General features: G+C 63.5%; 11 protein-coding genes. 7 read left to right on the top strand and 4 right to left on the bottom strand.

Features of this window, described 5'->3' with window-relative positions; genetic code table 11:
- Nucleotides 1–79: 79 nt before the first annotated feature.
- The gene (locus tag VNZ93_RS17550; RefSeq protein WP_325707963.1) at nt 80–1,015 is read right to left on the bottom strand and encodes a DMT family transporter; all 936 of its coding nucleotides are present in this window, start codon (nt 1,013–1,015) and stop codon (nt 80–82) included.
- A gap of 141 nt (nt 1,016–1,156) precedes the next feature.
- On the opposite strand from VNZ93_RS17550, the gene VNZ93_RS17545 reads away from it, so the two are divergent.
- A complete protein-coding gene (locus tag VNZ93_RS17545; protein ID WP_325707961.1) occupies nt 1,157–1,633 on the top strand; it encodes a VOC family protein in 477 nt (158 codons plus the stop codon).
- A 7-nt stretch (nt 1,634–1,640) separates the two neighbouring features.
- Here the strand turns inward: VNZ93_RS17545 and VNZ93_RS17540 are convergent, their stop codons facing one another.
- The gene (locus VNZ93_RS17540; RefSeq protein ID WP_325707958.1) at nt 1,641–2,624 is read right to left on the bottom strand and encodes a tripartite tricarboxylate transporter substrate binding protein; all 984 of its coding nucleotides are present in this window, start codon (nt 2,622–2,624) and stop codon (nt 1,641–1,643) included.
- A gap of 173 nt (nt 2,625–2,797) precedes the next feature.
- Between VNZ93_RS17540 and VNZ93_RS17535 the strand changes: the two genes are divergently transcribed.
- On the top strand, nt 2,798–3,973 hold the full coding sequence (locus VNZ93_RS17535) for an alpha/beta hydrolase (RefSeq protein WP_325707957.1): 1,176 nt from the start codon (nt 2,798–2,800) through the stop codon (nt 3,971–3,973).
- Between the two features lie 6 nt (nt 3,974–3,979).
- On the opposite strand, the gene VNZ93_RS17530 is transcribed toward VNZ93_RS17535, so the two are convergent.
- Nucleotides 3,980–5,719 carry an adenylate/guanylate cyclase domain-containing protein gene (locus VNZ93_RS17530; protein ID WP_325707954.1) on the bottom strand — a complete coding sequence of 580 codons (1,740 nt, stop codon included), beginning with the start codon at nt 5,717–5,719 and terminating at the stop codon, nt 3,980–3,982.
- Between the two features lie 131 nt (nt 5,720–5,850).
- Here VNZ93_RS17530 and VNZ93_RS17525 point away from each other — a divergent pair, with 131 nt between their 5' ends.
- The 4 genes from VNZ93_RS17525 to VNZ93_RS17510 are packed head-to-tail and all read left to right on the top strand — an operon-like array spanning nt 5,851 to nt 9,927.
- Complete coding sequence (locus VNZ93_RS17525; protein WP_325707952.1) at nt 5,851–6,309, top strand: hypothetical protein; 459 nt, start codon at nt 5,851–5,853, stop codon at nt 6,307–6,309.
- Nucleotides 6,310–6,345: 36 nt separating this feature from the next.
- The gene (locus VNZ93_RS17520; protein ID WP_325707950.1) at nt 6,346–7,476 is read left to right on the top strand and encodes a M48 family metallopeptidase; all 1,131 of its coding nucleotides are present in this window, start codon (nt 6,346–6,348) and stop codon (nt 7,474–7,476) included.
- A 59-nt stretch (nt 7,477–7,535) separates the two neighbouring features.
- Nucleotides 7,536–8,357, top strand: coding sequence for an EcsC family protein (locus VNZ93_RS17515; RefSeq protein ID WP_414710108.1), 822 nt, complete (start codon nt 7,536–7,538; stop codon nt 8,355–8,357).
- On the top strand, nt 8,341–9,927 hold the full coding sequence (locus VNZ93_RS17510; RefSeq protein WP_325707947.1) for a serine hydrolase: 1,587 nt from the start codon (nt 8,341–8,343) through the stop codon (nt 9,925–9,927). Before VNZ93_RS17515 ends, VNZ93_RS17510 begins: the two co-directional genes overlap by 17 nt.
- 159 nt (nt 9,928–10,086) lie before the next feature.
- Here VNZ93_RS17510 and VNZ93_RS17505 read toward each other — a convergent pair whose 3' ends face one another.
- Nucleotides 10,087–10,392 (bottom strand): hypothetical protein, encoded by a 306-nt coding sequence (locus VNZ93_RS17505; protein ID WP_325707944.1) that lies wholly within the window; start codon nt 10,390–10,392, stop codon nt 10,087–10,089.
- A gap of 170 nt (nt 10,393–10,562) precedes the next feature.
- On the opposite strand from VNZ93_RS17505, the gene VNZ93_RS17500 reads away from it, so the two are divergent.
- Nucleotides 10,563–11,153, top strand: a 591-nt coding sequence (locus tag VNZ93_RS17500) for a DUF4126 domain-containing protein (RefSeq protein ID WP_325707941.1), incomplete at its 3' end; no start/stop codon positions are given.

Here is an 11,153-nt window from a genome sequence, read left to right as displayed (position 1 = left end):
ATCCGGTACAATTGTGTTGCCGTTTGAATTGGATATCGGTTCGACGGGACCAGAAAGATTTCTCTGAGCACGCGACTCGTTATCGACCGTCACGAGACGCAGGGTCGCTTTCATCGCTTCGATCGCGCCGACCCGCCGCTTCGAACAGCGCGATCGCACCGATCATCATCGCGGCACCAAGCCACTGGATCGGACTCAACCACTGCCCGAGGATCACGGCAGCAAACAGGATGCTGAGCAGCGGCTCGACATTGCTCAGCATGGTGGCGCGCACCGGGCTGAGATAGCGAAACGACGCAAAGAAGCACAGAAGTCCGACAGCGATACCCACGCCGGCTCCGACGATGCCGAGCCATCCGAGCGTGTTCGACGGCAGGGACCATGCATCGAGGAGTGACGTGATCACGGCAAAGGACGCGCCCGCAAGCCCAGTCACATACAGGTTGACCTGCGTGCTGGTCGCGTAGCGTTGAGCCTGCGCTGCGCAAAGGATGGAGCCACAAATGGTGACGGCCGCTAGCGCCGCCAGCGCAACCCCGGTCATCCCGAGCGTATCGAAGGTCGGCGCGAGCGCCAGCGCGAGACCGGCAAGCGCCCCCAGCGCCAGCAGGAGCTTGCCACCGGTCAACCGTTCGCCGCCGCGCCAATGGGCGATCACGGCGATAAGGATCGGATGAACGAAGAAAATCAGAACCGCGACGCTGACAGGAATATACGCGACCGCGCCGATGAATCCGTAGACCATCACGGCGGAGAAGACGCCGCAGGCGAGACACCAGCGCAGGGCCGCACGGCTGATGCGAAAGTGCTGGCGGAACACGACAACCAGAACGGCCAGCAATGTCGCTCCGATCACGCCGCGCAAGGTCACGACCGTGAGGACATTGCTGCCGTTATCGAGGGCAATTTTCGCAGCGATCGGCCCGATGGCAAACGCAATCGTCGACAGGAGAACGAGGGCGATACCGACACGCCATTCCTCGCGCGTCGCGCTCTTTGCGGCCATGGATGTCATGAAGGAGGTCGTTGGGCGGGGTGAATTGCGAAAGGTTCCGCAGCATGCCTTCGCGGGACTTTCGCGGCTTCACTTGCTCGCGTTTGGAGGTCCAGTCAACTACTGTAAACTACTGGAGCCCCTGCAAATTGAGGTGACAGTGTGACGCCGAACAACACCATCTGTCTTTGGTTCGACAAGGATGCCGAGGATGCGGCGCGCTTCTATGCCACGACCTTTCCCGACAGCGCCGTACGCGCCGTTTTCAAGGCGCCGAGCGACTTTCCCGGCGGCAAGAAGGGCGACGTGCTGACCGTGGAATTCACGGTTCTCGGTATCCCCTGTATCGGCCTCAACGGCGGCCCGGTGTTCAAGCATTCGGAAGCCTTCTCGTTCCAGGTCGCGACCGACGACCAGGACGAAACCGACCGCTACTGGAACGCCATCGTGGGCAATGGCGGGCAGGAAAGCGCCTGCGGCTGGTGCAAGGACAAATGGGGCCTGTCCTGGCAGATCACGCCACGGGTCCTCACCGACGCGCTCGCGGCCGGCGGCGATGAAGCCAGGCGCGCATTCGAGGCGATGATGACGATGACGAAGATCGACGTCGCCGCCATCGAGAAGGCGCGACGCGGCTAGCCGCGCCCTATTGCTGCTTGATACCGACGGCCTTCACCACCTCCGGCCAGCGCTTCAGCTCACTCTTGATGAAGGCATCGAATTGCTGCGCCGAACCGCCAACGATGTCGGCGGCTTGTGCACCGGAAATCGCGGTGCGCGCGGTCGGCGTCTGCAGCACCTGATTGAAGATGCCGTTGATGCGCTGAACGAGTGCAGGGTCCATGCCCGCAGGGCCTGCGATGCCGTGCCAGACCGCCACGTCGAAGCCCGGTATGGTCTTCGCGACCGGCGGTGTATCGGGCAATTGCTGCATCGGCGCCTTCGCAAGGCCGGCGAGCGCGCGAACCTTGCCCTCCTTGATCTGACCGAGCGCGGTCGACACGGTGATGACGGCGGTGTCGGCTTCGCCGCGCAGCAACGCCGTCAGCATTTCAGAACCGGACCGGTAGACCACATTGACCAGATCGATGCCGGCCTGCGTGTTGAGGTAAGCCATGAACAGATGCGTCCAGTTGCCCACGCCCGCGGATGCGTAATTGAACTTGCCCGGCTGCTTCTTCGCCGCGGCGATGAAATCCGCGAGCGTGGTGTAGGGCAGGTCCGGCCGGATCAGCACCACCGCCGGCAGATTGGCGACGTGCACGATCGGCGTGAAGGCTGTGTGCGGATCGTAGGGAAGCTTGGCGCCCAGCACATGCGAGACTGCATTCGGCCCGACCTCGGCCAGGAACAGATTGTAGCCGTCCGGCTTTTCACGCACGACCGCCGCCGCTGCAATGGTGCCGCCGGCGCCCGGCCGGTTTTCGACGATCAATGGCTGGCCATTTGCGAATTGCGAAAAGCCGTTCGACAGATTGCGCGACAGCGTGTCGGCCGCCCCGCCCGCACCCACCGTCACCAGCAGCCGCACCGGTCGATCGGGCCATTGCGCCGCCGACTGTGCCTGCGCTCGATGTGGCCATGCCAGTGCCGCGCCGCCCATGACTCCCAGAAAGTCGCGCCGTCTCATCTTGTCCTCCCAGCCATGTCTTATTTTTCGGGAGATCATATCTGGCGCGATGGGGCATTCAAGGCGCGCAACGCACCCTGCCCTCCGTATTATTCCGCAATAGACAAGCTCCACGTTTCGTTATTCTGCGCGGATGTTGTAACCACGGGACGCGATCGCGCTCAGGGGGATATATGCCGGACGCCGCCTACGACATCGAACACCGCTGGGTCCACGTCCAGTACAAGGAAGACGCGGCCTTCGTCGAAACCTACGGCTTCTCCGGCAATCAGGGCGCGGTCAATCTTGAAGGCCTGCTGATGACGCCGAAGGGCGTGCCCTCCGACACCCTGCTGATCTTCATGCATCCGGCCTCGACGCTGCAGCTTCTTCCAGTTCCGCAGGCGACCGTGAAGGCCGGATGGCATGTGCTGTGCGCGGCGAGCCGCTACGCGAAGAACGACACCGCGCTGATCCTCGAAAAGGTGCTGCTCGATCTCGGTGCCTATATCCGCCATGCGAAAGAGCAATGGGGCTACAGGAAGATCGTGCTCGCCGGCTGGAGCGGCGGCGGATCGCTCGCCCTGTTCTATCAGTCGCAGGCCGAGCGTCCCACCATCACGCACACGCCGGCGGGTGATCCGGTCGGCATCGCGAGCGCAGGGCTGATCCCGGCTGATGCGGTCATCGTCCAGGCGGCGCACATCTCGCGCGCGACGATGCTGCGCGACATGCTCGACCCCTCGGTCAGGGACGAGCGCGATCCTGACAATCGCGATCGCGCGCTCGATATCTACGACAAGAGCAATCCGAACCAGCCGCCTTATTCGGCGGACTTCATCGCGGTGTATCGAGCGGCGCAGCTCGCGCGCATGCGAAGGATCACCGCATGGGTGAAGGATACGCTGGCGACATTGAAGGCGCGCAATACCGCCGAGCTGGAGCGCGGCTTCATCACCCACCGCACGCTGGCCGAACCGCGCTTTCTCGATCCCTCGCTCGACCCAAACGATCGCAGGCCGAACTGGTGCTATCTCGGCAATCCGGAGACAGCCAATACCGGCCCGGTCGGGCTCGCACGCTTCTCGACGCTCCGGGCATGGCTGTCGCAATGGTCGATCGATGACTCAAATGCCGATGGCTTGCGTTGTGCGGCGCAGATTTCGGTGCCCTTGCTGGCGATCGAGAATTCGGCCGATGACGCCGTGCCGCAGCCGCACACGGCAGCGATCTTCAAGGCGGCGGGCAGCGCCGATAAAACGATGCATGTGATCAAGGGCGCGACGCATTATTATGCGGGGCAGCCTGACAAGCTCGCCGAAGCTTTGGCGATCACGCGCCAATGGCTGACGGAACGGGAACTCGCGTAACCGGGTCTAGGGCAGTCCCGCTTTCCTCAGCCCCTCCACGATGCGCTGGAAGTCGCGCGCGTCCCGATACGGCAGCACGCGCTCGCGCTGCGCGAGCGAGAAATCGGGATTGACCTTGAGCAGCTCTGCCCAGACCTCGCGCGCGCCATCGATGCGGCCGAGATGGCCATAGCAGGCGGCGAGCAGCATGCGGCTGGCATCGGTGCCGGGCGTGCGCGTGATCCGTTTAAGGAGATGCTCGGCCGCAGCCTCGTAATCTCCGAGCGCGAAATGCGCCTGCGCCACGAAATGCAGCGCGATCGGCGGATAATGCGGATCAAGACGCATGGCCATCGCGAATTCTTCCAGCGCCTCGGCCGCCTGTCCCGCATAAGTCAGCGCAAGTCCCATCGCCGTGTGGCCCTGGGCGAAGTTCGGATCGATGGCAATCATCTCACGGCATTCGGCGAGAGCGCCGGCATGATCGCGACGCCATAGCAGCACGCTCGCAAGCGCCATGCGGCACACCGGCTCTTGTGCATCCAGCTCGACCGCGCGGCGCGCCCAGCGCTCGGCATCGTCCAGTGCCTGCGCGGGATCTGTCGCCCAACCGCTCGAATATTCCGATATGCCGGCGAGCGAGAGGCCCGCATGCGGAGCGGCGAAGCGTGAATCGATCTCAATTGCTCGCCGATGCAGCGCCTTGGCTTGCTCAACCGCTTCGCGGGTCCCGCGGCCGAGCATCTGGCGGGCCCGTAGCCAGAACTCGTAGGCCTGGACATTCGAGGTAGCGCGCCGCGTCAGACGCTCTCCTTCTTTCCGGGTCAATCTGACCGCCAGCACGTTGACGATCTTCTCCACGACCTCGTCCTGCGTCTCGAAAATGTCAGTAAGGTCGCGATCAAATCGTTCGGCCCAGAGGTGGCCACCATTCGTGGCGTCGATCAGCTGTGCGGTGATGCGCACGCGATTGCCGACCTTGCGGATCGAGCCTTCGAGCACAAATCGCACACCAAGATCGTGTGCGATGTCCTGCACCTTCGCCGACCGGCCCTTGTATGCGAACGACGAATTGCGCGCGATCACGAACAGGCCGGAGACCTTGGAAAGATCGGTGATCAGATCCTCGGTGATGCCGTCGCTGAAGAATTCCTGCTCGATGTCGCTGCTCATGTTCATGAATGGCAGCACGGCGATCGAGGGCTTGTCCGGAAGCACCGGAGGCTCCGTTTTCGATATGCGCGCGGATAATCCCAGCGGCGCGATGCGGTAGACATGGACCGCCGTCGCGATGTTCTTCAGCGACTGGTCGCCGAGATCCTCCACCACAATGTCCGGCCGGTCATGCACGAAATCGCGAACGGCGCGGGAGATATAGAGCGTGCCGGGCTCGGCAATGCCTTCGAGCCGGGCGGCGACATTGACGCCATCGCCGTAGATGTCGCCCTCCTCCACCACCACATCGCCGAGATTGATACCGATGCGGAACTCGATCCGGCGGTCTTGCGGCTCATCGGCGTTGCGATCCGCCATCCCCTGCTGGACCTCGATGGCGCAGCGGACCGCCCGAACCGGGCTTGCGAACTCGGCAAGGAACCCGTCGCCGGTCGTCTTGACGATCCGGCCCTGATGCTCTGCGATTTTCGGATCGATAAGCTCACGCCGGTGCGCGAGGAAACGCTCGAGCGTCCCCTCCTCGTCGACGCCGACCAGACGCGAATAGCCCGCAACGTCTGCGGCGAAGATGGCGGCGAGCCTGCGTTCCATGTCTGTTCGGTTCCCGGGGAAAGCGCCGTCACAATCCGAGCGTCCCCCACAACACTTCCTTAGCTTGAGATATGCTCAACAGGTCAACACTCAATTTGCTTTCTGACCCAACATGTTGAGAGAGATTCGTCATGAGCCTCAATCTGAATGATGTTCCGCCGCGCCGCGCCACCGGGCTGGCAATCGTGCTGGCTGCGATGGGCGCGATGTCCTCGCATGAGGCGCAGGCGCAATCGGCCCCCAATCTGGTCGGCACCTGGAAGGGCCAGGCACAGGCGGTATTCCTTGGCGCGAATCCCTACCGGAAGACGGAAAACAAGGGGCCGAACTTCTCGAAGGACGTGCGCGAATTCACATTCGTCATCAAGGAGCAGCACGACAACCGGTTCAGCGGCGAATCGACCGAAGGCAAGCGTAAGGAACAGCTCATCGGCGCCATTTCGACCGACAACAGGACCGGAATCGTGCTCGACGACGACGGACAATACCTCATCACGATCCGCGATCTCGATACGATCGATGCCTGTTACAGCCACCACAATGCCAAATCGAAGGTCGTGGCCTGTTACGCCTGGAAGCGGCAGAAATAGCCGTAACGCCCGGTCGACAACGGACAATCCAGCAGCATGTCAGATGTCGCAACGCGCACCGGACCCGCCGTCTATTTCGATGGCGTCACGGCCGCGCGGCATGACGTGACGGTGACATGCGGCCAGAGCGCAATCGACATCAGCGACGCCGGCGGATTGGTGATTGCGCAATGGCCCTACAGCCGGCTCACCCATCTCAACGCGCCAGCGCATCTGTTCCGGCTTGGCCTGCGCGACAGCGACAGGCTGGAGCGGCTGGAGATTGCCGATAATGCACTCGCAGAGACCATCGACCAGGCCTGTCCGAATATCGACCGGACCGATGCCGCGGACCGGTCGGCGCGCCGCGGTGCGGTCGTCTTAAGTCTTGCCGCGGTCGCGTCGCTGTTGCTGGTTGCCTTCTATGGTGTGCCGCAGATCGCCGATCAGATTGCGCGCGGACTTCCGTATCAGATTGAACAGCATCTGGGCCGCGCCGCCGATATCCGCTTCCGGACAAGTTTCGACACAGCTCCCAAACAGCGCCCATTCGAATGCGGCGACGGCCCGAACGAGATCGAGGGCAAGGCGGCGTTCGACGCACTGATGGCGAAGCTGGTGAAAGGCGCCGGCCTTGCGACCCCCGTCCATGCCTCCGTAGTCCGGCGCGAGGAACCCAATGCCTTCGCACTGGCCGGCGGCCACGTCTATGTTCTGCGCGGACTGATCGAAGCCGCAAAGGATGTCGACGAAGTCGCCGCTATCATTGCGCATGAGCTCGGACATGTTGCCAATCGGGACGGCACGCGCGGCATCGTGCAATCCGCAGGCGTCTCGCTGATCTTCGGCATGCTGCTGGGCGATTTCGTCGGTGGCGTCGCGGTGGTTGCGGCGGCGCAATCGCTGCTGCAGGCGCGGTTTTCACGCAATCAGGAAACTGCCGCCGACGATTTCGCGGTGCTGACGCTGCAGGAGCTGAACGCCGACCCGCACGCGCTCGCGAACTTCCTCGATCGCGTCGCGCGGCATCCGGGCCAGAACGGCATGTCGATCTTTCTCGGCCATCCCTCTGTCCCCGAGCGGGTGGCGCGGATCATCGCGATGTCGCCCGCCCGGCGAGACGGCCAGCCTCTGCTCGATGCGGCGCAATGGCAGGCCTTGAAACGGATCTGCGCGGACCACAGGTAATCTCTGGCGATGCGCGCCGCCCGATGGCCGCATCATCGCGCCTATCTGTTATAAGGGCCATGATGACTGCACCCGGGCAACACTCTGACGTCGTCGATCTCACACCTGACGATCTGGATGCGCTGCGACGCGCCGTGCATGCGCTCGAACATCCGAGCCTTGCGGCGCGCCTGACCGCCATGGTCGGAAAGCCGATCGAACTGATCGGCTATGCACTCCCGGCTCCCGCATCAAGGGCGATCTCGACCGCGACCTCCAAGGCGCTGGAGATGGCGCTGAAGGTGGCGATCAAGACCATGCGCCGTGATCCGCTGGCCGGCTCCCAATTGCTTCATCGCGCGCTCGTCAGCGCGTCCGGCGCTGCCGGAGGTGCGTTTGGGCTTGCGACACTTCCGATCGAACTGCCGATATCGACGATCATCATGCTGCGATCGATTGCCGATATCGCGCGCAGCGAAGGCGAAGACCTGTCGGACCCTGAAGCCGCCCTGTCCTGCGTCGAGGTGTTCGCGCTGGGCGGGCGATCGGGCTCCGATGACGCATCGGAAAGCGGCTATTTCGCCTTGCGTGGACTGCTGGCGAAATCGGTGACGGAAGCGGCCCGCTATGTCGCACAGCGCGGCGTTGTCGCAGAGGGCGCACCGGTGCTTGTCCGCTTCATCGCCGATGTGGCATCCCGTTTCGGTGTGGTCGTGACGCAGAAAGTCGCGGCGCAAGCCCTGCCGGTGATCGGAGCGCTTGGCGGCGCTGCGGTCAATTATGCCTTCCTCGAACACTTCCAGGATGTGGCGCGCGGCCACTTCACTGTCCGCCGCCTGGAACGTGTTTACGGAAAAGAACTCATCGAAAAGGAATACACCCGCCTTGCCGAACGCGACTGACGCTACGCCACGCCCCGCCGCAATTGTGGCCGTCGTAACGCTTGCACTCTTCTGCTGTGCCAATGCCCGCGCGCAGGATTTGCCGCCTCCTCCCGAAGTCGCAGGCATTCCGATCCCGGACGGTCAGATCGATCGCGCGATCGGCGAACTTGACAGGCTCGCGGCGACGATCATGCAGCGAAGCGGCATTCCGGGCATGGCGGTCGCGGTCGTGCGCGACGGGCGCATGGTCTACGCGAAGGGCTTCGGCGTTCGCAAGGTCGGAGCACCGGAAACGGTCGATGCCGATACCGTCTTCCAGATCGCCTCGCTGTCGAAGCCTGTCACCGCGACAGTGGTCGCGCGTCAGGTGCAGGCAGGCGTCGTCGGGTGGGACACGCCGGTCGTGAAGCATCTGCCATGGTTCAGGCTGAAGGACCCATGGGTCACCGCGCATGTCACGATCGGCGACCTGCTCAGCCACCGCTCCGGTCTGCCGGACCACGGCGGCGACGCTCTTGAAGATCTGGGCTTCAACCGGCGTCAGGTGCTCGAGCGGCTGCGCCTGCTGCCGCTCGCGCCGTTCCGGATCAGCTACGCCTATACAAATTTTGGATACACGGCAGCCGCGGAATCCGTAGCGGTCGCTTCGAAAAAAGATTGGGCTTCACTGGCCGCCGACGTACTGTTCAAGCCGCTCGGCATGACATCGACCAGCACGCGCTTTGCAGATTTCGAAAAGCGCAGCAACCGCGCCCTCGGCCACATCAAGGTCGGCGACACCTTCCAGCACAAGTATCAGCGCAAACCCGACGCACAGGCGCCCGCCGGCGGCGTCAGTTCATCAGTCAACGATCTCGCGCGCTGGCTCGCGATGGTGACGCAAGGCGGGATGGCTGATGGTCGCACCTTCATTGAAAAGAAGGCGTTGCTGCCGGCGATGTCGGCGCAATCGTTCTCGAGTCCCGCAGCGACCTTCACCGCGCGGCCGGGCTTCTACGGATACGGCTTCAATGTCGGCGTCACGCCGGCCGGGCGAATGAGGTTCAGCCATTCGGGTGCGTTCTCGCTGGGCGCGGGCACCAATCTTGTCATTCTGCCGTCGGCGAATGTCGCAATTATCGTGCTGACCAATGCGTGGCCGACAGGCGCGCCCGAGGCGCTCGCAGCGGAGTTCATGGACCTCGTCGAGTTCGGAAAGATCGAGCGCGACTGGTACCCGCCCTATCACGCGATGATGTCGAGGTTCAACGCACCGGTCGGAAGCCTTGTCGGCAAGCAGGCACCGGCGAAGCCCGCACCGGCCGCGGCGCTGTCCGCTTATGCCGGCACCTATGCGAGCGACTATTTCGGACCAGCGCAAGTGCTGCAGCGCGCGGGCGGCCTCGTCCTGAAGCTCGGGCCGGCCGGCAGGGAATTTCCGCTCCGGCATTGGGACGGAAATGCGTTCACCTTCAAGCCATCGAGTGAAAACGCGACGGATGGCTCGATCTCGCTCGCGACGTTCAAAACCGCCTCGAACGGACGCTTTCGCGAGCTCACGATCGAATATCTGAACGAAGAAGGGCTGGGCGCGTTCACGCGCAAATGAGCACGACGGGCATCATCGTCGCCCGTCGAACGATCAGGCTGACATGTGGATGGCGATCTGCTTCGGCGGAAACGCGCTGTGCTGCGTCGTCATACTCGCCACCACGTATGTCAAACGCCGCGCCTATGTGACGGTTCGTCCGCCCAAGAACCTGCGGCGCTAACAGTTCGCGCAGTTGTTCGGCGGCGGCGGCACGTCGTCGAGTTCGGGCGAGGATGGCTTCTGATAGTCCTGGGACGGCTCTGCGCCCTCGATCATCTGATCGAGTGGCATCCTGATCAGCGGCAGACGCCGGGGTGTGTCGTCCGTGACGCAGGTCCCGCCGACTCCGAGCACGGACTGTTCGCAGGCCTGCAGGGTCGCGATACCGCAGGTCCTGGTCCCGTCGTAATACGACGCGCAATATTGCGCCGCCGCGATATGCGGGACGGCGGACAGCATGAGACCAAAAACGAGAGCGCGCATATTCAACATCACCTGCAACACGGGCGCTGCCTATAACATATCGGGCAGACCTGTGCCTGCTCGTGTTAAGCCGCTCTTGCATCGGGCCGCCTGCCGCGTCTGACCGGCTTTTGAGTTTGACGCGCGCGCAAAGCTGTTACCATCCGTGCGGTCCCCCACGGGTCGTTCCAATGTCGAGCTTCGATCTCGCCTTGTCCGTCGCACTCGGTATCGCGCTGGCCGCATCGACCGGCTTCCGCGTCTTCCTGCCGATGCTGATTGCCGGTGCCGCCGCCTATACCGGCTACCTGCCGCTGGACGAGAGTTTCGCATGGCTCGCGACGCCCCTAGCCCTCACGATGCTCGGCGTAGCAGCACTCGTCGAGATCATCGCCTATTACGTCCCCGGCATCGACAACCTGCTCGACACATTGGCCGCCCCTGCGGCACTCGTCGCGGGAACCGTGCTGTCGGCGGCGGTCATGACCGATCTGCCGCCCGCCGTGAAATGGACAGCGGCCATCGTCGCAGGCGGCGGCGCTGCGAGCCTCACCCAGGTCGTCACGACCATGGTGCGGGCCAAGTCCACGATCTTCACCGGGGGGCTGGGCAACTCGACCCTCGCAACAGCCGAACTCGGTGGCGCTTTCGTTCTGCCGCTGCTGGCGCTTGTCGCTCCGCTGATCGCGGTCGGAATCGTGTTGCTGTTGCTGTGGCTGGCGTTCCGGGCGCTCAGGAAACTGCGTGGTATCGCCGGCGGACGAACCAACGCACCGCCGCAA

This window comes from Pseudorhodoplanes sp. (genome assembly GCF_035565795.1).
Taxonomy (GTDB): Bacteria; Pseudomonadota; Alphaproteobacteria; order Rhizobiales; family Xanthobacteraceae; genus Pseudorhodoplanes.
This window is presented reverse-complemented; position numbering and strand designations above follow the sequence as displayed.

What these genes read in the sequence shown, in the direction of transcription:
- VNZ93_RS17550 (WP_325707963.1), bottom strand. Translation starts at nt 1,015, where the DNA reads ATGACATCCATGGCCGCAAAGAGCGCGACGCGCGAGGAATGGCGTGTC.
- VNZ93_RS17540 (WP_325707958.1), bottom strand. Translation starts at nt 2,624, where the DNA reads ATGAGACGGCGCGACTTTCTGGGAGTCATGGGCGGCGCGGCACTGGCA.
- VNZ93_RS17535 (WP_325707957.1), top strand. Translation starts at nt 2,798, where the DNA reads ATGCCGGACGCCGCCTACGACATCGAACACCGCTGGGTCCACGTCCAG.
- VNZ93_RS17530 (WP_325707954.1), bottom strand. Translation starts at nt 5,719, where the DNA reads ATGGAACGCAGGCTCGCCGCCATCTTCGCCGCAGACGTTGCGGGCTAT.
- VNZ93_RS17525 (WP_325707952.1), top strand. Translation starts at nt 5,851, where the DNA reads ATGAGCCTCAATCTGAATGATGTTCCGCCGCGCCGCGCCACCGGGCTG.
- VNZ93_RS17520 (WP_325707950.1), top strand. Translation starts at nt 6,346, where the DNA reads ATGTCAGATGTCGCAACGCGCACCGGACCCGCCGTCTATTTCGATGGC.
- VNZ93_RS17515 (WP_414710108.1), top strand. Translation starts at nt 7,536, where the DNA reads ATGATGACTGCACCCGGGCAACACTCTGACGTCGTCGATCTCACACCT.
- VNZ93_RS17505 (WP_325707944.1), bottom strand. Translation starts at nt 10,392, where the DNA reads ATGCGCGCTCTCGTTTTTGGTCTCATGCTGTCCGCCGTCCCGCATATC.